This window comes from Cupriavidus sp. GW823-FHT07A04 (assembly GCF_058794615.1).
The window spans coordinates 39,113-60,973 of sequence record NZ_JBXAHA010000012.1; the positions used below are offsets into that span (position 1 = coordinate 39,113).

The window sequence follows — 21,861 nt, forward strand, 5'->3', positions numbered from 1 at the left end:
GGCGCCTTGGATTACTGGCTTTTCAATTCGGCACCAACTTGGCTGATCGGCGTCAGCCGTTTCTCGCGCTTGATGTTGTATGCCGTGCCCGATCCCAGCCACTTGTTCCAGATTCGGTCCATTTCCCCGCTGGCCTCCATCTGGGCGAGAACCTTGTTGACCGCTGCAACGAAAGCCGGCTCGCCCTTGCGTACGCCGAGCCCATTCGGTTCCCAGCCCAATGGCTCATCCAGATAGCGGAAAACACCTGCTCCCGCTGCCATTAGCTTCGCGCCCGATGTTTGAGTAATGCCCTCACCGTCAATCTTGCCTTGCTTGAGCGCCGTGAAGACTGCGGGCGTATCGCGGAATGTGATTGCCTGGACCTCAGGAAACCGCTTGCGCAGCCAGTGCTCCGGCGTCGATCCCGAAGACATTCCCACCTTCTTGCCATTCAGATCCGTGATCTTTTTGTACGGCGAGTCGGTGCCCACCATGATCCGAATGGGCACCTGGAAATGCGAGTCCGTATAGTCAATCTGCTTTGCGCGCTCTTCGGTGTACCCGAGGACGGCAGAGAGAATATCGACGCGACCGAGGGTAAGCTCCGGGATGCGCGCTTCGAGCGCCAACGACTTCTGCTCGAACTGCAAGCCCAGCCCCTTGGCTACCGCCTCGCAGACATCCACATCGAAGCCGACGACCTTCCTGGTTTTCAAGTCGAGGTACCCCATTGGCTCGATGGTATTCATCGTGCCGCACACAAGCGTACCGCGGTCTTTCACATCCGCAAGCAGGTCTGCCTGTGCGGCGTCGACCATGCCGATCGCCAAGATTCCGGCTACTGCAGCGCGCAGCAAACTGACCTTCAGAACACCCACACTCCCTTGTGCTTCAGACATGCTTCGCTCCCACACAAAAAGGGACACGCCTATCGCGCCCTTAGATTTTCATAATGGCATTATGCTTGCAATTCCGATGCCAGGAAGACTGGCGTACGCGAGGAACGGTGACAATAGGGAGTTGCGCTAGTCTTGTGCAGGAGCGGGTGTCTGGCAGAGACGAATCGGTTAGAAACTGTGCGTGTCGCACCAAGATGGACCGATTCGACGACCATGCGGCCCGCGCAACCGATGGCCCCGGGGCTTCGATGGTCGAAAAGAATAGGGGCGGCTAAAAAGCCGCCCCTATTTGGGTATGCATCGTTAGCTCTGGGTCTTAGACGCTCGCGCCTAGCGACTTCGAGAGTTCCTTGGCGGAATCGAAGAGAAGGTTTTGGGTAGCCTTCGCCGCAGGATCGAAACGGCCGACGGGCCCGGAGATTGTCAATGCACCGGCAAGCGTATTGCCATGCCGCAGGACCGGCGCTGACATAGATGAAGTCAATTGCTGGCCGACTGTCACCTGGTTGACCTTGCGAGCGGACGTGAAGACGCAGTTCTTGACAGACCATGCGAAGTCCACCGGCGTAGAGAAGGCTCGCAACACCTCCGCGGTTGCCGTGTCGTCCATCGGCAGCCTCGTGCCGGGGGCGATGCTGGCCTTCAAATGCTGCGGAGAGTCTTTCCTCAACAGGCAGATCCGACTATCGCCCTCCCGCACGTAGAACGACGCGCTCTCCTCGGTCTCTCGCGTGAGAGTATCCAGTACCGGCATGACATGGTCGGAAAGATTAAATGTCTGCTCGTAGCGGAGGCCCAGCTCGAACACGCGCGCGCCAAGTTGATAGCGGCCATCCGGTCGCTTGACGACATAGTTCATAGGCTCCAGCGACAGCATGTAGCGCAGGATGACACTCTTGAAGAGTCCCGTTTGGCTCTCGAGATCCGACAGGGTCAGCGGACCCTCGTGCTGCAGGAAGGCATCCAGGATGGAGAGTGTACGGCCGACCGCATTTACCGATCGGTCCACGTCTGTTGTTTTCTGCCTGGCCATCTGACCTTAGTTCTCCGTGGTACCAGCGCCCCCGTACGGGCGCGCTAAGCAAAAATTTCATAACCCGAATATGTTACCGCACGGCGCAGGATAGCACCCTCCGGCCGCCGGATACCGGATACCGCTTGGCGACACAGGAGGGTTTACCCCTACAGCCATCATTTTCATAATATCATTATGAACCGAGGCCATCTTGGCGGCCTCTTCTCCCGGGCCTCGACGCCCGCGTCCCTCACATGACAGGCTTACGCACGGTCGTACCCAACGCATTTCCCGCGCTCACCGAACCTCCGATCAGGCGCTACCTTTTCGGCCAAACGGCTTCCGTACTTGGAAGTTGGACCCAGAACATCACGATGAACCTGCTGTTATGGGAAATGACTCACGCCGCGTGGCAGCTTGGTCTTCTAAATTTTCTGCTGTACGGCCCGTCGTTGCTGGTGTCGCCCATCTTCGGCGCGCGCCTGCGCGCAAGTGCAGCGCGCCGCAATGCGCTGCGCATATTGTCGGCGTCGGCGTTCATCGCATGCGCGCTGTTCGCCATTAGTCTCTTGGGGTGGCTGAAAGCCGAGATGATCACCGCCGCGGCCTTGATATGCGGGGTGCTCTCGGCAATGGAGATGCCATCCCGGCAACTCCTGCTGACGACAACGCTCAAGGACAAGAACGCCATTTCCAGCGTAATCGCTCTGAACACACTCGTGTTCAATGTCGGCCGTATGGTTGGCCCCATTATCGCAGCCTTCTCTTTCGTGCACTTCGGTGCTCAGGGCGGATTCGCGCTAAACATACTGGGACTTTCGACCATGCTTCTGTGCATCCGGTCGCTTCCCAAAGAAGCCGTCGCCCGTGCCGCTGCAAAGCACAGCGGTTTCCGGCGCGCCGTTGCATATGCGTTTGCCGACGGCCTAGCGAGACATGCGCTACCGACACTTGCCGCTCTAGGGCTTCTTGCCGGCTCCTATCAGACCCTGATTCCTGTGCTGTCGTCACACCGCTTCGGTAATGCCGCGCACTTCACCGGCGTGTTCTTCGCCTGCGCCGGCGCGGGCGCCATGATGGCGGCACTTTTGCTTTCGTCTCGAATGCTGAACGTCAAGCGAACCATGCGCGCGCACGCATTTGCCCCATGGGTCGCAGTCGTTGCCTTGATGAGCATCGCCCTCACCCACTCGTCCGCATTGGCCGGCGCGAGCTTCTGCATGCTGGGGCTATGTAACCGTCAGCGGAGCCCGGCTGGCGAGTCGTGGGCGCTGATGAGAAGGTTACAGCTTCACGGTAGGCGGGAGTGGAGTGATGGCCGATCAGCGCGAGGGTATGAGCGGACGAGCAGGGGCAAGGCATAACCGGCACGACGAAGCCTTCTGGCGCGAGATGCTCGCACAATGGGGTCACAGCGGCGGGAGCATTCGAGCCTTCTGCCGACAGCACGGCTTGGCCGTTAGCACCTTCGATCTGTGGCGCAAGCGATTGAACCACGAGCCACCGGTGACGCCGCCCATGGCAGTGACCCCGGATACGGCACTCATCGCCGCGGCAACGACAGCGCTACCGAATGTCCTGCCGGCGAGCGACCCGGCACCATCGAAGTCACGCGCCCAAGTGGTCGTCACGCTGGGCGGCGCACGTATCGAGATGGCCGGGGTGCATGCCGAACGCATCGTGCGCTTCGTGCTGGGGCAGTTGGGAGGCGGCCGGTGCTGATCAGCGGCGATGTGCAGGCTTTCATCTGCCGTGACGCGGTTGACATGCGCAAGTCCATCGACGGCCTGTCGTATCTGGTGGAGCCGTTGCTGGCCAAGAATCCCCTGTTATGTGGCGAACTGTGATATGCGACGTAACTTGGCAACACCTCCGGAATTGCCTGTCATCAAACTGTTTACCGCCACATAATCATTTGGATTCCACTCTCTCCATGCCGGGGATTGTCCCCGACCTTTGCAACGGAAGGAGTGGTCATGCTAGAACTCTATTTCAAGTATCGTCGAGTGATTGCCCGATTTCGCAGTGGCGCGCTCGGCAATGAGATCGATGGCATTGCTGCCGATCTGTCGAGAGCAGGCTACAAGCGCGGCTCGGCGAAGCTATATCTGGCGCGCGTCGCGCGATTCAGCGCGTACGCGACCGGATGCGGCTGTAGCAAGTCGACACCGATTCCTCCGCAGATCGTCGATCGCTATCTACGGGCAAGACCGACGACGGCCGCACGCTGGGCTGCACAAGGAGCTGCGGCCGAACTGCATGCGGCGCAGCTTCGCGATCAGCAGCTTCAGATGCTCAATCTCGGCCTTGGCAGTGGCATTTGCCGCCTTGTGCGATTCGACCACATCTTCCAGATGCCCGATGCGCGTATCGCGCTCAAGCAGCAAGGCTTTGAGCGCTTCGATGTCGTCCGGATAGGCGTCTGCCGTGGTCATGCCGGCAGTTTACGCGGTGGCCAGCAGGTTTACAACGCCAATGTCGGCTCTGTCGTGCGTAGGGGCTGCCGCCAGTCGATGCCTTCGAGCAACATGGACAGTTGGGCCTGGCTCAAACACACCACGCCACCATCGGCACGTGGCCACACGAACCGGCCGCGCTCCAGCCGCTTCATCAGCAAACACATGCCATCGCCGCGCCACCACAGCACTTTGACCAGATCGCCACGCTTGCCTCGAAACACGAACACGTGCCCGCTGAACGGATCTCGCTCCAGTACCGTCTGGACCTTGGCGGCCAGGCTATTGAAGCCCGAGCGCATGTCGGTCACGCCAGCGGCCAACCAGATTCTCGTGTGGCTGGGTAAGCCGATCATGTTGCCGATCCCGATGTGCCGCGCAACATGCGGAGCACCAGCAATAACGTGGCTTCGTTGGGCGAGCCTTCAATGCGCACGAGGGTGTTACCCACGCTGATCTCGATGGCGCCCGCCGGAGCAGCGCTGGCAACTGGTGCCGGGGCCGGATGCTCCATCTCTTGCATCGGTGCTTCCGCTGTCACGCGCAGCAAAGCCACCGGATCGTATTCGCCAGCACGGAGCGATCGGCGCCATTTGAATAACAGGTTCGGATTCAACCCGTGTTCCATTGCCAAACGCGCCACCGATACGCCTGGCTCGCAGGCCAGCTTGGCCAGATGCCGTCGGAATTCGATGGGGTGGTTCGGGATGCCTTTGCGTGAGCTTCTCTTCGGTGCCTCTGTTGTCACTGTGGTCCCCACTACTTTTTGGTGGGGACTACTCTGGCAACTTCTTCTCACATCGTCGAGACGGTGCCGGGGACACGCTTACGACCGTGGTGACTGCCCAGACGACCGTTTTCATATACGATCAGGGCAGGCCCGTCTTCCATCCGCGATCAAAGTCGCGGATGGAACGAAGCGGACCTAGGCCAATTAGTCCTGATAGCTCGGATCAATACGGTTAAGCTTACGCAGCATGGCGGGCCATTCCATTACGCCAAACGGGCGCCGCGTGCCAGGAAGATAGTTCTTGCGTGTCGCCTCAACGATCTCCACCGGCACGGTCGTAACATCCGCCCCGCAGGCCAACGCGGCAAGCTGCGCCTTACACACCTGCTCGAAGCGATGCATTGCATTGAACGCCTCAGCGATAGTGCTCGTTGCGACAAGCAGACCGTGATTGCGCAGCACAAGATAATTTTCCTGCCCCATGTCGCGCAGCAACGACTCCTGTTCCCGCTCATCCAGCACGATACCCTCGAAGTCGTGATATGCCGCGCTCGCGAAGCGCATAGAGGTTTGCGTCAAGGGCAGAATCCCACTGGCCAGAGACGAAACAGCCATTCCAGCGACCGTATGCGTGTGGGCAACACAACCGACGTCGGGCCGCGCCGCGTGGATGGCACTGTGAATGACGTAGCCAGCACGATTGACACCATACTTCAATTCGCCGAAGTCCGGGCTGTGGAGAACTTCCCCGCTTTCATCGACCTTGATAAGCGATGAGGCGGTGATCTCTTCGTAGAGCATGCCGTATGGGTTGATCAGGAAGGCATTCTCGCCGGGCACTCGGGCAGAGATGTGGTTGGCGGTGAGATCAGACAGGTCGTAGATGTCGAATAAACGATAGCACGCAGCCAGATCCACGCGTGCCTGCCACTCCTCAGGCGAAACCTTGTCACGAAGCGATGGAAGCTTCAGATTGGATGAACTAGACATGTGTTCTCCTAACGATCGTATGAATTACTTAACGGTATTTCGAAGGGGCAGCCCATCACGCCAGCGGGTGAGATTATCGAGAAAGATCTCCCCGACTTCTGCATAGTGTCCCGTTGTGTGACCAGCCGTATGGGGGGCGATCATTACTGAAGGAAGTGTCCAAAGCTCGGATTCCGTGCTTAATGGCTCTTTTTCGAAGACGTCAAGGAAAGCTCCGCCGAGATGTCCCACACGCAAGGCCTCAATCAGATCCCTTTCGACCACTACCTCGCCACGTGACACATTTACGACGATTGCACCTGCCGGCAATAACGCCAGAGTCCGGCGATTCAATAGGCCGCGCGTGGCGTCCGTCAATGGGCAAGCAAGCACGACGACCGAGGCCTTAGGAAGTACGCTTCCGATGTCACCAAGGCTAGCCGTCTGCGCCACGCCGGCCACTGGCTCTGGAGTACGGCGTACTCCAATGACCTGCATGCCGATCGCACTCAACAGCCTGGCAACCTCCAATCCAATTGGGCCCAACCCAATTACTACGGCAGTTTGCCCCTTCAACTCCCTAGGCGCACGTTCACCCAAAAGCGGCTCCCAGCACTTCCGGCGTTGCGCGTCAATGAGCATCGGGAGCTTGCGTGCGATGGCAAGCACACCCAGGAATGCCATCTGCGCCACCGGCCCGGCATTCGCACCGGATGCCGTAGTTACCTTAATCTCTCGCTTTCTCAATTCTGCATAGATCGGCCGGTCTGCGCCCGCGGAGTGCGTCTGCATCCATTTGAGTTCGGAGGAAGCCCGCATGGCCTCGTAGAACTCAACAAGCGAAGGGGCCAAATCAGTTTTCCCGGAATTTCCGGTGACCTCTCGTGTCAAGAAGGCGATCTTTGCCTCCCCGGGTACTTGGCCTGCGAGCAATGCCCCCGGCGTTACCAAATGGTGCGGGATGTCACGTAGCACCTCGTCGATACGCGTGCCGAACGTGCGAATGGCAGAGTCCGACATCAGCAGTGTCAGATCAGCGACGGTAGCCATTTTGCTTTTCATTCTCGTACAAATTGTTATGTGGAGGAAAACCAGCGCAGTAAGAGCTGATTCACTTCCTGTGGCCTCTCATACTGTACCCAATGGCCGGCACCAGGAATCAGGCACCAATCCCGGTACGGCAAATCAGAGGCAATCTGCTGCGCCGCGTCGACGGGCACCGCCGTGACGTCGTGCTCGCCCCATACCAGCAGCGTCGGCCGCTGGTATCGTTCAAGGGCCTCAGTCAGTAACGCATGTCGGGAAATCGCCTTGCTTCGAAAGTGAGTCGCTTTGCAAGCGCGCTCGTGGACCAGCAAAGCCAGCGAATCGATATTTTGGTCATCGTGCAGCATGAGGGCGCCCAAATTGTGATGCAGCGCACTTTGCGCTTCATCAGTATCGTCACCGCGCCAGTCACGCATCTCAACGGTCTGCCGACGAGCCCCTCCGTGTCCGGCAGGTCCTAGCAGTGCGAGTCTTGACACGTTGCCGCACCGGGCAGCGACGTTCGCCGCCACGAGGCCGCCAAACGAGAAGCCTGTCAGCAGAACTGGATCATTCGCCGCAAAAAGCTGTTCAATACAAGCGCACACGGACCCAACCAAGCGTTCGAACCGGTCCGCAGCGTGCGGCTCTCCGGGCAACGCGTCGGAGTCACCAAAGCTTGGCAGATCCGGTAACCACAGTGTGTGGCGAGCCAATAGCGGTTCGATGTTTCGCACCCAATGCAGCCAACTGCCGTGTCCGCCATGAATAAGCACAAGCGGCGGTCCGCTACCGAACCGCCGCCACACGACATCCCGACCGTGCACCCGAATTCTGCGCATTTCGCCGAGCGCTTCAATCCGAGCGATAAACTCACCCGGATCAGTAGCCAGAGCCGTGTGTTGTACCATTTTTACGATCGCAGAACGAGAGCGTCCACCGCGACGACGCCCTTGCCTTCCGGCAGGACCATCATCGGATTCACTTCCGCTTCGGCAATGCGCAGCTCAGGCTTCACGGCCAGTTGCGACAGCGCCGAGACTGCCTGTGCCAGCGCTTCCAGATCACCACGAGGGCGCCCGCGAAGACCCGACACCGTCTTGAGAGCCTTGACTTCCGTAATCATCTCCCTTGCGGTCTCGACGCTCACGGGAGCCAGACGGATGCTGCGATCCCGAGCAACTTCCGCCCAGATACCGCCTGCCGCTAGCATGATGATTGGCCCGGCCTCGGCATCAATACGATAGCCGACGAGCACCTCTGTGAGCCCCTTGGTCATCGGTTGGACCAGTACGTCTTCACACCGCTTGTCAGGAGCGCGCTCAGCGAGGTTTTTGCGCAACGTCGCAAGTGCGGCCTCCAGACCGACCTGATCTTGGATGCCAAGGACAACACCACCCACTTCAGTCTTGTGGGGGATATCTTCAGAGCAAACCTTGGCGACCACAGGATAGGAGAATTCCAGCGCTTTCGCAGGGCCCTCTAGCGGCATTGTGACTGCCGGTGCGCGCGGCACACCAAGCGCGTCAAGCACCTCATATGCCTGCACCTCGCTGAGCGTCCGTGCCGCTTCGCCGGCGACCTCGACGGTTGCCTGCACGCCAGGTGCACGACGCGCAAACAGCGACGCAATCGCGTCTGCACAAGCCTCCGGTGAACGGAAGCACGGCACCCCTGCCGCAGTCAGCGAGGCGAGCGCCTCAGGTGCGTCTGGCACCAGCATCGCCGCGACGGGCTTAGCATTCGAGGCGCTGTCAATGATGGGCTTGACTGCCAGTTGCGGCTGGAACCGCGCCGATGAACCGACCACAGCGAGCACGATGTCGAACTCCGATGCTTCGAACATGATGTCAAGTGCCCCCTTCATGACACTATAGTTAGTGCCCGCCAAAGTAAGGTCGAGAACGCGTCCGGGAGATACCACAATGCCGGCAGCCTCAAGTTTTGCCAGGGTTTCCGCCGAGGCTGGCTCCACCACGACATCGCGAATTCCCAACTGGTCCACCACCATGGCAGCACCGCCGCCAGTTGTTGTCACGACGCCCACGCGTTTCATCGGAGCGGAACGCCCCCCCAGCGGAATTCGTTCCGCAAGCGGGAAAGTCTCCAACAGAGCCTCGAGAATACCGACTCGGGCAATGCCAAGGTCCTTGAGGAAGGCGTCTGCAATATCGTCCTCGCCTGCGAGCGCACCGGTATGGGTCGCCGCCATTTCGGCGGCAGCGGCCGACCTGCCCAGCTTGTACGCTATCACCGGCTTGCCGCGCTTCGCCGCTTCTACGGCAAAGGCGCGTAGTTTGTCGCCGTGACGTAAGCTTTCCAGGAACAGGAGATATCCCCCGATGTTGGGGTCATCAAGCGTTGCCGCGCAGATCTCGCCCACACACAAGTCCGCTTCGCCTCCCACCGAAACGAGGCCGGCAAAGCCAACACCGCGCGCCTTGCCACGAGATACTAGCGACCCAATCATGCTGCCGCTGTGAGAGGCCACAAATACTCGGCCCTGAGGAAGTTCAGGCTCGGCGAATGCTGCATTCGCAGTTAGAACGAGTCCCGCACGCGGGTTGATCACGCCCAGGCTGCTCGGGCCTAGAATGCGCAAACCGGTCGCACGGCTGACCTCGGCCAGGGCCGCTTCCCTTGCGGCACCCTCCGGCCCGGACTCCGAAAATCCGCTTGCAAGAATTGTCACCACCTTCACGCCCAACCGGGCGCATTCGCGCACGGCATCAAGCACCGTATTCGTTGGTGTCAGGATGAAGACATGTTCAGGCACTTCCGGCAATTCCGCCAGGCTCTGATAGGCGGTCTCACCCTGCACGGTGCGCCGGTTCGGGTTGACCGGATAGACCTTGCCTTCAAAGCCAGCGGCACGCAAGAACTTCAGTGGTCGGCCAGCCGTCTTGCCCGCATCATCCGATGCACCGAAGAGTGCCACGCTGCGCGGAGCCAGCAATGCCTGTGCAAGATCAGCGTCAGGTTGAATGGTGGCGGTCGTGTTCATAGTTATTCCAATGTTACTTTGACAGTCTTGAAAATTTTGGACATGTGATCGATGTCTTTGTCGATGTATGCCTTGAACTCGCTTGAAGTATTGCCCACGAGAATCGCGCCCTGCGGCTGAAGGTTGTCGCGCATCTCTTGCGACGCGGCGGCTTTCGCTACCGCCTTCTGAAGCTTCTCGATGATTGGCCGCGGCGTTCCGGCAGGTGCAAACAGACCACTCCAGGAATCGACATCGAACCCTGGCAAGCCGGCTTCGGTCATCGTAGGCACATCCGGGAGCACCGCTAATCTCTTGGGCGCAGCGACGGCAATCGGCCTAGCTTGACCACCCCTAAGGTATTGCATAGCCGACACCGACGTCATGAAGGCCATCGAGACGTTCCCGGAGATCAGGTCCGTAATCACACCGGAGGCTCCCTTGTACGGAACGTGAATCATATTGATCCCTGCCTGCTGCTTGAGCATCTCGCCTGCAAGGTGTTGCGTCCCTCCATTACCCGTGGACGCGAACGAAAGCTTGCCTGGCTGCTTCTTTGCGAGTGCAATCAGCTCGGCCAGGTTGTGAACCGGCAACGTTGGGCTCACCGCGAGAATCGCAGGCGCCGACATGACCTGCGAAATTGGCTCGAAGCTCGTTTTCACGTTCCATTTCAGGTTCTTGTAAATGAACCCGTTGGATGCGATGGGAGCGGCCGCGAAAAGCAGCGTATAGCCGTCCGGCTTTGCGCCCGCGACTTGGTCAGACGCGATATTCGACCCAGCACCAGGTCTGTTTTCCACAACGAATGCCTGCCCCAAAGAGGTCTGCAGTTGCTTGGCCAACAAGCGCGCGACGACATCGGTCGGGCCGCCTGCCTGATATCCCACCACCATCCTGACGGGACGTGAAGGATAGTCTGCGGGAGACTCTGCGGAGGCGGTGCTGCAAGCCAGTACCATCACTAGCGGTGCGGCTAATCTGAAAACGTTGTTCCGTGCCATGCCGTCACTCCAGCGTCAGGTTGATCGAGCGTGCAAAAGCTGTCCCCTGCGAAACTTCTTTCTTCAGGTAGGCGGAAAACTCCGCCGACGTGCTTCCCACTACCGTTGCCCCCTGCCCTTCGAAGGACTTTCGAACTTCGGGCATATCCAGGATCGTGCGCACCTCTTTGTTCAGCTTCTCGATAATCTCTTTTGGTGTGCCCGCTGGCGCAAACAGGCCGTTCCACGAGTCCACCTCAACGCCCTGTACCCCTGCCTCTGCCATGGTTGGCACCTCAGGCAATTGGGGAATCCGGTGGTTGGAAGTCACGCCGAGCGCGCGGAGCTTTCCGCTCTTAAAGTACGGCATCGCACTCAGTACGGTCATGAAGTACATGTCCGTTTCTCCTCCGAGCACTGCCGTAACCGCGGGACCACTTCCCTTATAGGGAACATGCAGCAGGTCAATCTTTGCCTTGCTCTTGAGCAACTCTCCTGCGATGTGCGGCACCGATCCAGGGCCCGATGACGCGAACGTATACTTGCCGGGCTCCTTTTTTGCCTGTGCCACCAACTCAGACACCGTCTTTGCCGGGACTTTGGGGTTGACCGCCAGCACCGCTGGCGCGGACATCAGGCGTGAAATCGGTTCGAAACTCTTCAGCGCGTCGTACCGGATGTTCTTGTATAGGACACTGTTCCACGTCAGTTGGGCCGCGGCGATCATCAGCGTATAGCCGTCGGCCGGACTGGTGGCCAGCATTTCCGAGGCCACGTTCGAACCCGCTCCCGGCTTGTTATCGACGACAAACGGCCGGCCCATCGAGGCCTGCAGCTTGGCTGCGATGAGCCGTGCAGTGAGGTCAGTGGGGCCGCCCGCCGGATATCCGATAAGAATACGGACAGGCTTGTTGGGATAAGTGCTGGCACCTGCTTGCGCATGAACGGATACAGGCACAAGCAGAGATGCCATACTCAGCGCCAAAGCGCTGCTGATTTTTGCAAACATAAGTGTCTCCAGATCTTGTTATTGACTCAGGCTTATGTAAGCGCGTCAGCTTGCCCTGGGCGGACGCTGCGAGAAGGTGCGCTCAAAAACACCCTCTGCGATGCGGTTCTTCAGCACTTCGATGGAGCCGCCGGCAATCATCCAACCACGGATACGGCGCAGGCAGTACTCGACAATCGATTCCTGGCTGTAGCCCATACCACCCATGACTTGCAGCGCCTCATTGGCGACGTCCCAGCCGGCCTGATTGCAGGCGAGTTTAGCCATTGCGGTACTATGCGCGGAAGGCAAACCGTGCTCCCCTTCCATTGCGGCGCGGTAAAGCAACAACTGAGCGGACTCGAGCTTCAGTGCCATCTCGGCGAACTTCCACTGAATACCTTGGAATTCGCACAGTTCGCGACCAAACTGTTTGCGGATCTTGGCGTGCTCGCGAGCGATGTTGAAGCAGTGACGGCCGAGTGCCAGTGAGCGCGACGAGTTGCCCAGGCGCTCAACGTTGAAGCCGGAAATTTGGCGCTTGAAGCCGCCCTCGCCCAGCAGCAGGTTCGCTTTGGGGATGCGACAATCTTCGAAGTAGAGTTGGCACCATTCCTCGCCGCTCATGAACTTCGATGGTTCGCCGACCTGGAACCCCGGTGCACCACGCTCGACAAGAACCGAACCTATGCCGCCAACACCCGGACCGAAGCGAACATAGACCAGGAAGAGTTCTGCCTCGGGGCTGTGCGTGGAGAAGATTTTGCTGCCATTGATGAAGTAGTGATCGCCATCGAGCCTTGCCGACGTCTTGAGCTCCGTCACGGCAGATCCAGCTTCGGGCTCAGTCATGCCCAAGGCGATTAGCTTGTTGCCTGCAAGCAAATCGGGAAGGAAGCGAGCTTTCTGTTCCGGCGTTGCATACTCAACGAAGGTGCGAATGGGGCCGAAGTTGCCCGCTTGCACGATATCAGCGCTCTTGGGGCACACCAGTGCGACTTCTTGAATTGCGATTACGGCGTGCATCAGGGTGCCGCCCTGGCCGCCATCCGCTTCCGGAAACGCGATACCCAGCAGACCTTGCTCGGCGAGCATCTTTGCGGCATCCCACGGATACTGAGCCGAATGTGCGCGCTCCAGTGCACCGGGCGCAAGCTTGTCTTGGGCGAAGCGACGCACCGATTCCGCAAATGCCTGATGCTCTTCACTGAGTTCGAAGTTCATTTCTGTCTCTCTGACTTGGACTGTTGACAGGCATCAGCATCGTCCATACAGAAAGAGTTGTGAACTTCAAGTTTGGAGCCCAGTCAGAACAAAATGTAATACCTCAGCGCATGACTGGACGCAATGGAGCCGTCTGGATACCCCTAACCGGCAACAGTCAAGCGTGTTCCGCCGCGCTCCTCTCGCGAGCTACCGTTTCGAGCAACCAGTCACGAAAAGCCACGAGCTTGCGAGACTCTCGTTGCACTTGTGGGCGAACCAGATAGTAGGCCTTTCCCCGCCTACATGGCATTGCAAATGGCCGGACCAGTTGCCCCGACTCAAGCTCCGACTTCAACATGGCAGTTTGGCCGATGGCGATGCCCATGCCATCCTGGGCGGCCTGCCACGTGAGAACAGAACTGCCAAAGCTCATCCGCTCGCTTCCACTTGCCACTTCAGCCATCCCGGCAAACTCAAGCCATTCGTCCCAGTCAGTGCGCCTGTAATGCGAAACCAGCAAACGATGTTTCAGCAGGGGGTCCAGCTTTCCACGAGCGTCTCGGTGGCTGCTCAGGTAGCCTGGGGTACACACAGGCTCGATCTCGTCATGGAACAGCAGATCGCTTTTTACACGCGACCAATGACCGTCCCCAAATTGGATCGCTACGTCAGCCGAGTCGCGGTCGAAATCCACGTCCGGGATTGCATTGTCAATGCGGACCTCGATGCTCGGGTACTGCTCCTGAAAATCGGGTAACCGCGGAATGAGCCATTTGGCGGCAAAAGTCGTGTAGGTGCGCACCCGAAGTGCGCCTTGCGATGTGCTCCTTAACAAGCGAGACGTGGCAGAGGCAATCGCGTCAAAGGCTGGGAGTACGTCCCCGGCATACTCTTCGCCGAGTTTCGTAAGGGTCACACCATGACGCTCCCTTCGGAAAAGCTCCACGCCAAGATAACCTTCCAAAACGGCAACTTGGCGGCTGACAGCGGATTGCGAGACATGCAACTCCTGCGCAGCTATCGTCAAATTCTTGGTACGGGCAACGACTTCGAATACCCGCAAGGGATTAAGAGGGGGAATACGCCGGGCCATCTCGCCACCTTGAGGAATGACTTTTTATTATACCTAAGCGCACGATTGGAAGTGGCACTCGCGCGCCTGAGCCCCCAAAATTTTCCTGGGTGGCGGCTCATTCTGAGCGGTCCGACTAGGAAACTTTCACTTGTGAACAACGAACAGAAACCAGTGGTCCTCGTCACGGGGGCTGATCTGGCACGACAGGCACTCGATCTGCTGCAAGATTTCGACGTGGTATTCGCGGGGAAACAGCCCACCGAATCAGAGGTAGTTGCGCTGGCCAAGGCCAGGAACCCGATCGCGATCATTGCGCGCTACGGCAAGATCACGGCAGCCATGATGGATGCAGCGCCGGGGCTGAAGGTCATCTCGCGCCACGGAAGCGGTGTGGACGTCGTGGATCAGAAAGCCGCCGCCGAGCGTGGCATCGCCGTGCGAGCCGCTGTGGGAGCCAACGCGGCCGCCGTTGCAGAGCATGCCTGGGCACTCATTCTGGGTTGCGCAAAATCCGTGATCCACCTCAATTCCCGGATGCGCACCGGATACTGGGACAAGGCGACACACAAGACGATGGAACTGAGCGGCCGCACGCTCGGCATCGTCGGCCTGGGTGAGATCGGTCGGCGCACAGCAATCATCGGCAAAGCGATGGGCATGAACATCCTTGCGTTTGATCCGTTTGCCAAGACTGCACCAGAAGGCGTTGTACTCGCATCACTAGCAGAGCTGTATGAGCAGTCCGATGTCGTCTCCTTGCACTGCCCGCTCACTGAGGAGAATCGCAAGATGATCAATCGCGACACGTTGACCCGCTTCAAGGACGGCGCAATCTTCGTCAATACCGCACGAGGCGGGTTGGTCGACGAGCCTGCCCTCATCGACGCACTGGACTCCGGAAAGCTCTATGCCGCCGGCCTGGATAGTTTCGAAGTCGAGCCGTTTTCGGCAAACCATCCGTTCTGCAACATTCCGAACCTCATTCTGTCGCCGCATGTTGGTGGCGTTAGCGATGCAGCGTACGTCAATCTCGGCACGACAGCGGCACGCAACGTGCTGGGTGTTGTCCTGGGCGCTACCGCGGCTGCCTAAAGTTGGAGCGCTTGCCCATGAGCAATGATTCGCCACAGGCAGTGATTGCACCGGACTTCGTGATGCCGAAGGGGGCCACGGATTGCCATTGCCATGTCTTCGGTCCGTATGCTCGCTATCCTTTGTCTGCCGAGCGCACCTACACGCCGCCCGAGTGCACACCGCGCGCATACTTAGATCTGCTCGATGCACTGCACTTGGAACGTGGTGTCCTAGTGCAGCCATCTGCGCATGGGCTGGACAATCGGGCCCTCCTCGATGCGTTGGCTACAACACCAGACCGTCTTCGGGGTGTTGCTGTCGTAGATCCCGCTCTTGGCGAGAGCGATCTGGAGGCACTCTACGCGCACGGCATTCGTGGACTTCGATTCAGCCGCCTCCTCAGTCATGGTCAAGCACGCTATAAGAACACCGTCGATATCGAGGCGTTGCCTAGAGTACTGCCAATCCTGCGCAGCCTGGGGATGCATGTACAGCTCTGGGCCGACATTGATGTACTCGTAGACCTTGAGCCATTAATCCGCTCCGCAGGCGTGCCATTTGTCCTTGACCACATGGGTCGTGTCGCTCCGGAACGAGGAACAAATGATCCTCGCTTTTCCGTGGTGCTTGGCTTGCTCTCGGACGGCCTCGTCTGGGTCAAACTCACACCCTACCGTGTATCGGGCATCTATCCGAGCTATGAGGATATCCTGCCTTTTCACGAGAGGATGCTTGCGACAAACGCCGACCAACTTCTATGGGGCTCGGACTGGCCACACGTCAACATGATGCAGAACGCGCCGGATGCCGGAACTCTACTCAACCTCCTTAACGCATGGACGCCGAATCGGTCCCAGCTTGAGAAGATTCTGGTTCACAATCCCGCCCGCTTGTACGGGTTGTGACTCTTGGCGGCACGCGAGCTGCTCGCATGCAAAGCATCTTGAACGGTCGGCTTGATCACCGACCGCGTCGCTTACTCTGCTTTGAGCAATCCTTGCCGCGCAAGCGCTGCCGCGCGCGCGTCTTCATCGCGCATCTGTTTGTCAAAGTCCTTGGCGCTCGCTGGCGTGGCAATCGAGCCTAAGCCTAGCAAACGTTGTTTGACATCGGGTTCCGAGAGCGTGCGATTCAAAGCGTCGTGGAGCAACTGCAGGATGCTTGGTGGCGTCTTGGCTGGCGCCATCAGGCCTGACAGCGTCACCACTTCGAAGTTCTTCAGGCCCAGTTCCTGTAGCGTCGAGACTTGCGAGAGATCGGGCGCGCGGACTTTGCTCGTCACCGCTAACGCACGTAGCTTGTTTGCCTTTAGATTAGGTAGAGAGCTCGGCAATTGGTCGATAACTGCATCGATCTGAGCCCCCAGAAGATCGGTAATGGCCGGGGCTGAGCCCTTGTATGGAACGATTGTGAACGTCGTATTCAGCTCCGCCTGGAGTTGAATAATGGCGACATGGTTCGTTGTTCCCACACCAGCATGACCGATGACTACTTTTCCAGGATTTTCCTTTGCAAATGCCGCGAATTCCTGAAACGATTTGAAGCGACTGTTGGCCGGAACCTCCAACACCAGCGGGGTGACTGCCATCATCCCGATTGGCACAAAGTCCGTAGGCATGAAAGTTGGCTTACCGATCATCTTGGGCGTGTAGGCATAGCTTCCGTTGGCTGTGGCAAGAAGCGTATAGCCATCTGGTTTGGCTCGTGCGGCCGCCTCGTGTCCAATTATTCCGCCTGCTCCCACTCGATTTTCGACAACGAAGGACTGCCCTAGCGTCTTAGACATCTCTGTCAACACGGTTCGCGTGGTTACATCAAGATTTCCGCCTGCAGCAAACGGTACAATTACCGTAACAGGTCTCGAGGGATATGTCTGGCCTATCGCGCAAGAAGCAAAGCTCGCAAGCGCTAGCAAAGAGAAGCGCGCAAGGACGGAATGGCGCATAGGAAGTGTCTCCAGATGATGAAGTTATGCGAGATATTGTGCGTACTATGGCGCAGGACGAACACTTCCAAAATCGCGCCGAGGCATGATCTTTTCGCATACCACCAATCAGCAAGCGGCTCGGCAAGCCCTCGACGTCTTGAAGAAGCTAGGGGAAGACTGAATTATTCAGAAAGGAAGCCATCGTTGGGTGGCTTGTGAGCGTTGTCATGTCTATGCCCAAGCGATGAGTCGGAGATGAAGGACAGATCAGTTTTGCGGAAGCGGAAAGCCACGGTAAGAAGCGCGTGACCTGCCGCCAGCGCTTCTTGACGGAGATGGAAAGCGTAGTGTCCTGGCAACGCCTGGTAGCGGCGGTCGGGCCGTACTATCCCAACGGGCATCGTGGGCGACCGCCGATCGGACTGGAGCGGATGCTGCGCATCCACTTCCTGCATGTATGGACCCGGCGCCTTTTGCAAGCTCTCTTTGGTGACTTGAAACGGCCTGCACACATGTATACGGCTTGCTTGTTGGGCAACGTTGAACATGCCTGCAGCCTTGATGAAATCCGCGCGCCCCGTCCTTAGCAACAGTTCGGCTTGATTTGATCACGGCGTGTTGAGCCGACCGGAATTTAGTATCTGTTCCGACCCTTTGGCTCTGTGCTGCGCGGGCCTTTACGTTCGATCCGGAGCCCTTGCAGGGCTCTGTAGATGCCTGCAGGCCGTACGGCGTCAGTACGTTTCCAGCCATTTCTGCTGCAACTTTGCCGGAATAGTCTTCTGCAGAAGCTCGGCAGATCCAACCTGACTGCGTGCTGATGACACCGATCAGCGGTTCGCGTGTTCATTTGGTAGCTTTTCCGGTCGTCAGCGCGGCGATGACTGCCTTGAGCATCGGACTCTCCCGGCTGGTAGACCAGGCCACTGCAGTTGTCACCACGTTCACGGCTTCTTTAAGTGGTCGAACTACCACGTTGTCGGGTGCCGCTTTCTTTAGAGAAGCCGGCACAAGCGCAATGCCTTGTCCGCATCCCACGAAGGCAATTTGTGAGGAGACGGTGCGCACTTCGTGCAATACACGGGGAGAGAAGCCAGCTGTGCGACAGGTCGAAACCAGGCTGTCGTAATAGACGGGGCTGACGTGTCGAGCGAACATCACAAATTCCTCGCCGGCGAGCGATGCCAGCCTGATCCTTGGCATCTCGGCCATTGCGTGTGTCCGCGGCAGCGCTACTGCGAGACGGTCCTGCTTGAGAGGAATAGACTTGATCGAGGCGCCGAGATCGCCTTCGAGGCGCGCAAACGCGAGATCGACGTCTCCCTGTACCAGCGCGGGCACAGCGTCGACGCTGTCAATCTCCTTCACGGAAATGGTCAGTTGCGGATGAGCGGCCTTGAGCTGGCCTATGAGTGCGGGCAGCGTATCCAGCATGGCGGATGATATCGCCCCGATCGTCAACATGCCTGCCTGACCATTGATGGCCTCCCTCACGGCCAGTTCGAGTCGCTCCAGCTGCTCGGCAAGCTTTTGCACCGCGGGCAGTATGGCGACCCCGACTGCTGTGAGCTGTGCACCCCGGCGCGAGCGGTCAAAGAGCTTCACCTTCAACGCCTGCTCCAAAATCTGAATCTGCTCCGTGACGGGTGGCTGAGACATGCCAAGCCGTTTCGCCGCCCGTCCGAAATGCTGTTCCTCGGCGACCGCCATGAACACCCAGAGATGACGCACAAGCCGAAAGTTGATCATAGGATTCGATAGGTTTTGCGTATGGTCGAATTCCAGGATTCGGAATTTACAGATCAGACTCTATCGCTGAAAGTGGAAGCTTGGCAACCCACTTCGCATCCTCCAAACAATGTCCTCACGCTCCCTGCTCGACCGACTCGCCGCCCTCGATACCAACACGGTCTCGGATGCGCTAGATTTTCTGAATCTTCCCGGGGCTACGTTCGGTCTTCGCCCCCTGTGGGATTGCCCCAAGATCGTTGGCCGCGCCAGCACTATTCAGCTGGGTCCGAAGACGAACGCACAGCCAACCGTGCACCTTATCTCGCCGGTCATTGCAGAGGTTCAGTCCGACGACCGGGTTCTGGTCATTGCCGGCGGCATCGATGGCATCTCTTGCTGGGGCGACATCCTCGCCAATGCCGCGACGGCGAAAGGCGTCCGAGGTTCGGTGATCGATGGCCTGAGCCGGGACATCGAAGGCAGCGAATCCATTGGCTATCCCGTATTCGGCCGGGGCGTAACGATGATGAGTGCTCGAAACCGGGTGGTGCAGACCGGTTCCGGCGCGCCCGTCAACGTGGCAGGCGTGGTCGTCAATCAGGACGATTACGTCATCGCCGACCGGTGCGGAACCGTTTTCGTTCCGGCCGCACGCATCGAGGAAGTCTTGTCCCTAGGCGAGCGCATCGCCCGCCGCCAGGACGGCATGGTGCAAGCAGTACGGGCGGGACGTTCGGTAGCAGAAGTCATGCACGACAAGGAATTCGAAGCCATTACCAGTGGAGATATCAAATGAACGCAGCAGACAAAGAACTATCTGCCTTGTTCGCGGGCCTCGATACCCCGGGCGTCTCGGACGCCATGGACAAACTGGGCCTGCCCGGCCAGTGCCTGGGGATTGCGCCTCTCGATAATTATTCGCGGGTGGTCGTTGGGCCTGCCTATACCGTCAAATACGCTTCCGCAAGCACGCCGCCCGGCACCGTCGGAGACTTCATCGATGACGTGGCCGACGGCGACGTGGTGGTCATCGACAACGATGGCCGCACCGACTGCACGGTCTGGGGCGACATCATGACCCAATATGCTGGCACACGCGGCATCGCTGCCACGGTCATCGACGGCGTGTGCCGCGATGTGGCGAAGACACTGGGCAACGGGTATCCGCTGTTCACCCGCGGCCGATTCATGCGCACTGGCAAGGACCGCGTACAGGTCGAATCGATCAACGCACCGGTCTCTATCGGCACCGCCCGCGTCTGCGCGCGAGATATCGTTGTCGCAGATGCCAACGGCGTTGTTGTCGTTCCCCGTGACCGCGCCCGGGAGGTTGCAGAACTGGCACGAAAGATTGAATCGGTAGAAGCGAAGATTCGCGAGCATATCTCCAACGGGAAGACTCTTGGCGAGGCGCGCGAAGCACTGGGCTACCACACGCTGCAAAGGAAAGCCTGATGACATCCAATCTCCAACGCCTGAATGCAAACCTGGCGAGTGCTCAATCGTCCGCCACCTACCGCATGATGGACCGCGTTGCCGCAAAGCGCGCAACGGGTGCAAAGGTGATCTCCCTTAGCGCGGGCGAGCCCGACTTCGATACGCCGGTACATATATGCGATGCCGCGGTTGAAGCCATCCGCAAGGGGCATACCCGATACACGCAGGTGGCTGGTCTACGGCCCCTTCGGGAAGCCATCGCAGCCAAGTTCAAACGCGAGAACGGCCTTGACGTGGAATGGCAGGACATCATCGTTTGCAGTGGCGGCAAACAAGTGATCTATAACGCCTTGGCGGCAACGCTGAACGAGGGTGACGAGGTGATTGTGCCCGCGCCTTACTGGGTAAGTTACCCTGAGATGGTTCAACTCTGCGGCGCGCGTCCCGTTATCGTTTCGTGTGGCGCGGACGTCGGGTTCAAGCTGACGGCCTCCGCCCTCTCCGAAGCTATCGGCCCGCGGACCCGCTGGCTCATCCTTAACTCACCATCCAATCCGACAGGCGCCGTATATACGCGCGAGGAGTTAGCAGCGCTCGCGGAAGTCTTGCTCGCACACCCGACGGTTCTTGTGCTGTCGGACGATATCTATGAGCACCTGACGTTTGACGATGCGCCCTTCCATACCCTCGCGGCAGTGGAGCCACGCTTGGCGACTCGCACGCTGACCATGAACGGCGTATCCAAAGCCTATGCCATGACGGGCTGGCGTATCGGCTTTGGTACAGGTCCCCGATGGCTTCTTGATGCAATGGAAAAACTCCAGGGCCAGCAAACCTCCGGCGCCAGCTCCATCTCGCAGCATGCCGCCCTCGCGGCATTGACGGGGCCGCAGGATTTCATCCGCGAAACCCGGGCCGTGTTCCAAGAGCGGCGAAACATGATGGTCCAAATGCTAAATGACACTCCAGGCCTAAGTTGCGCAATGCCTGGCGGTGCCTTCTACGCGTTTCCTTCGTGCGAAGGCCTGCTTGGTCGACGAACACCCGCCGGCACGCTGCTGAACACGGACGAGGACGTTGCCGGAGCGCTTCTCGACGAGGCCAACGTGGCCGTTGTTCATGGTAGTGCGTTTGGTCTTGCGCCGTACATCCGGATCGCCTATGCCCTTGATTCGGAGTCGCTGCGTCAAGCCTGTACGGCAATCCAGAAGTTTTGCCAATCGCTGACCGACTGATATACGCTAGCTGCTAATCGAATCTGGTTGGCACTAGCCGCTGCAGCGCCGCACCCGTCGTTCCGACGCGCCCATCCCTCTCCCCTTCGGCGCTGCGCGGCGACGTTTCCGCCTTCTTGATGGCCCGCCCCAGGGCCGTTCGCTT

The 21,861-nt window shown here is 58.9% G+C and carries 22 protein-coding genes and 2 pseudogenes; 9 read left to right on the plus strand and 15 right to left on the minus strand.

The annotated features are described in order from the left end of the window. Positions 1-11: 11 nt before the first annotated feature. Both AC1Q7Q_RS21115 and AC1Q7Q_RS21120 read right to left on the minus strand, forming a co-directional pair. Entirely contained in the window at positions 12-881 is an 870-nt protein-coding gene (locus AC1Q7Q_RS21115; RefSeq protein ID WP_492374064.1) for a transporter substrate-binding domain-containing protein, read from the minus strand. A gap of 316 nt (positions 882-1,197) precedes the next feature. Next, positions 1,198-1,914, minus strand: a complete 717-nt coding sequence (locus AC1Q7Q_RS21120; protein ID WP_492374065.1) for an IclR family transcriptional regulator — start codon at positions 1,912-1,914, stop codon at positions 1,198-1,200. Positions 1,915-2,150: 236 nt separating this feature from the next. Between AC1Q7Q_RS21120 and AC1Q7Q_RS21125 the strand changes: the two genes are divergently transcribed. Genes AC1Q7Q_RS21125 through tnpB (AC1Q7Q_RS21135) form a run of 3 tightly spaced genes read left to right on the plus strand, consistent with a single transcriptional unit; the run spans position 2,151 to position 3,743 of the window. After that, complete coding sequence (locus AC1Q7Q_RS21125; protein WP_492374066.1) at positions 2,151-3,260, plus strand: MFS transporter; 1,110 nt, start codon at positions 2,151-2,153, stop codon at positions 3,258-3,260. Next, positions 3,232-3,618 (plus strand): IS66 family insertion sequence element accessory protein TnpA, encoded by a 387-nt coding sequence (tnpA, locus tag AC1Q7Q_RS21130; RefSeq protein WP_492374087.1) that lies wholly within the window; start codon positions 3,232-3,234, stop codon positions 3,616-3,618. The genes AC1Q7Q_RS21125 and tnpA (AC1Q7Q_RS21130) overlap by 29 nt, the downstream gene beginning before the upstream one ends. Continuing rightward, positions 3,612-3,743: an IS66 family insertion sequence element accessory protein TnpB gene (gene tnpB / locus AC1Q7Q_RS21135; RefSeq protein WP_492374067.1), complete on the plus strand. Its 132-nt coding sequence runs from the start codon at positions 3,612-3,614 to the stop codon at positions 3,741-3,743. The genes tnpA (AC1Q7Q_RS21130) and tnpB (AC1Q7Q_RS21135) overlap by 7 nt, the downstream gene beginning before the upstream one ends. A 393-nt stretch (positions 3,744-4,136) precedes the next feature. On the opposite strand, the pseudogene AC1Q7Q_RS21140 reads toward tnpB (AC1Q7Q_RS21135), so the two are convergent. The 11 genes and pseudogenes from AC1Q7Q_RS21140 to gcvA all read right to left on the minus strand — a co-directional run. Continuing rightward, positions 4,137-4,331, minus strand: a pseudogene (locus AC1Q7Q_RS21140) (IS66 family transposase); the annotation flags it as partial. Positions 4,332-4,360: 29 nt separating this feature from the next. After that, positions 4,361-4,708: an IS66 family insertion sequence element accessory protein TnpB gene (tnpB, locus tag AC1Q7Q_RS21145; RefSeq protein ID WP_492374068.1), complete on the minus strand. Its 348-nt coding sequence runs from the start codon at positions 4,706-4,708 to the stop codon at positions 4,361-4,363. Further along, a complete protein-coding gene (tnpA, locus tag AC1Q7Q_RS21150) occupies positions 4,705-5,112 on the minus strand; it encodes an IS66-like element accessory protein TnpA (protein ID WP_492374069.1) in 408 nt (135 codons plus the stop codon). The genes tnpB (AC1Q7Q_RS21145) and tnpA (AC1Q7Q_RS21150) overlap by 4 nt, the downstream gene beginning before the upstream one ends. A gap of 174 nt (positions 5,113-5,286) precedes the next feature. Then, positions 5,287-6,072, minus strand: coding sequence for a class II aldolase/adducin family protein (locus AC1Q7Q_RS21155; RefSeq protein WP_492374070.1), 786 nt, complete (start codon positions 6,070-6,072; stop codon positions 5,287-5,289). Positions 6,073-6,096: 24 nt separating this feature from the next. Next, the gene (locus AC1Q7Q_RS21160) at positions 6,097-7,101 is read right to left on the minus strand and encodes a D-2-hydroxyacid dehydrogenase (protein ID WP_492374071.1); all 1,005 of its coding nucleotides are present in this window, start codon (positions 7,099-7,101) and stop codon (positions 6,097-6,099) included. A gap of 26 nt (positions 7,102-7,127) precedes the next feature. Next, on the minus strand, positions 7,128-7,988 hold the full coding sequence (locus AC1Q7Q_RS21165) for an alpha/beta fold hydrolase (protein WP_492374072.1): 861 nt from the start codon (positions 7,986-7,988) through the stop codon (positions 7,128-7,130). Between the two features lie 2 nt (positions 7,989-7,990). Beyond that, on the minus strand, positions 7,991-10,081 hold the full coding sequence (locus tag AC1Q7Q_RS21170) for an acetate--CoA ligase family protein (protein WP_492374073.1): 2,091 nt from the start codon (positions 10,079-10,081) through the stop codon (positions 7,991-7,993). 2 nt (positions 10,082-10,083) lie between these two features. Beyond that, entirely contained in the window at positions 10,084-11,064 is a 981-nt protein-coding gene (locus AC1Q7Q_RS21175) for a Bug family tripartite tricarboxylate transporter substrate binding protein (RefSeq protein WP_492374074.1), read from the minus strand. Between the two features lie 4 nt (positions 11,065-11,068). Further along, entirely contained in the window at positions 11,069-12,052 is a 984-nt protein-coding gene (locus AC1Q7Q_RS21180) for a Bug family tripartite tricarboxylate transporter substrate binding protein (protein ID WP_492374075.1), read from the minus strand. A gap of 45 nt (positions 12,053-12,097) precedes the next feature. Beyond that, the gene (locus tag AC1Q7Q_RS21185; protein WP_492374076.1) at positions 12,098-13,255 is read right to left on the minus strand and encodes an acyl-CoA dehydrogenase family protein; all 1,158 of its coding nucleotides are present in this window, start codon (positions 13,253-13,255) and stop codon (positions 12,098-12,100) included. Positions 13,256-13,412: 157 nt separating this feature from the next. Continuing rightward, positions 13,413-14,330 (minus strand): transcriptional regulator GcvA, encoded by a 918-nt coding sequence (gene gcvA, locus AC1Q7Q_RS21190; protein WP_492374077.1) that lies wholly within the window; start codon positions 14,328-14,330, stop codon positions 13,413-13,415. A 132-nt stretch (positions 14,331-14,462) separates the two neighbouring features. Here gcvA and AC1Q7Q_RS21195 point away from each other — a divergent pair, with 132 nt between their 5' ends. Together AC1Q7Q_RS21195 and AC1Q7Q_RS21200 are read left to right on the plus strand one after the other, a co-directional pair. Beyond that, positions 14,463-15,404 (plus strand): hydroxyacid dehydrogenase, encoded by a 942-nt coding sequence (locus AC1Q7Q_RS21195; RefSeq protein WP_492374078.1) that lies wholly within the window; start codon positions 14,463-14,465, stop codon positions 15,402-15,404. A gap of 17 nt (positions 15,405-15,421) precedes the next feature. Further along, positions 15,422-16,291, plus strand: coding sequence for an amidohydrolase family protein (locus AC1Q7Q_RS21200; RefSeq protein WP_492374079.1), 870 nt, complete (start codon positions 15,422-15,424; stop codon positions 16,289-16,291). Between the two features lie 71 nt (positions 16,292-16,362). On the opposite strand, the gene AC1Q7Q_RS21205 is transcribed toward AC1Q7Q_RS21200, so the two are convergent. Beyond that, positions 16,363-17,331 carry a Bug family tripartite tricarboxylate transporter substrate binding protein gene (locus AC1Q7Q_RS21205; protein WP_492374080.1) on the minus strand — a complete coding sequence of 323 codons (969 nt, stop codon included), beginning with the start codon at positions 17,329-17,331 and terminating at the stop codon, positions 16,363-16,365. 248 nt (positions 17,332-17,579) lie between these two features. Between AC1Q7Q_RS21205 and AC1Q7Q_RS21210 the strand changes: the two are divergent. Then, a pseudogene (locus AC1Q7Q_RS21210) lies at positions 17,580-17,774 on the plus strand (transposase); the annotation flags it as partial. Positions 17,775-18,159: 385 nt separating this feature from the next. Here the strand turns inward: AC1Q7Q_RS21210 and AC1Q7Q_RS21215 are convergent. Further along, positions 18,160-19,062, minus strand: a complete 903-nt coding sequence (locus tag AC1Q7Q_RS21215) for a LysR family transcriptional regulator (RefSeq protein WP_492374081.1) — start codon at positions 19,060-19,062, stop codon at positions 18,160-18,162. A 109-nt stretch (positions 19,063-19,171) separates the two neighbouring features. Here AC1Q7Q_RS21215 and AC1Q7Q_RS21220 point away from each other — a divergent pair, with 109 nt between their 5' ends. The 3 genes from AC1Q7Q_RS21220 to AC1Q7Q_RS21230 are packed head-to-tail and all read left to right on the plus strand — an operon-like array spanning position 19,172 to position 21,716. Then, positions 19,172-19,840, plus strand: a complete 669-nt coding sequence (locus AC1Q7Q_RS21220; RefSeq protein ID WP_492374082.1) for an RraA family protein — start codon at positions 19,172-19,174, stop codon at positions 19,838-19,840. Further along, entirely contained in the window at positions 19,837-20,499 is a 663-nt protein-coding gene (locus AC1Q7Q_RS21225; protein WP_492374083.1) for an RraA family protein, read from the plus strand. Before AC1Q7Q_RS21220 ends, AC1Q7Q_RS21225 begins: the two co-directional genes overlap by 4 nt. After that, on the plus strand, positions 20,499-21,716 hold the full coding sequence (locus AC1Q7Q_RS21230) for a pyridoxal phosphate-dependent aminotransferase (RefSeq protein WP_492374084.1): 1,218 nt from the start codon (positions 20,499-20,501) through the stop codon (positions 21,714-21,716). The genes AC1Q7Q_RS21225 and AC1Q7Q_RS21230 overlap by 1 nt, the downstream gene beginning before the upstream one ends. Positions 21,717-21,861: the final 145 nt, after the last annotated feature.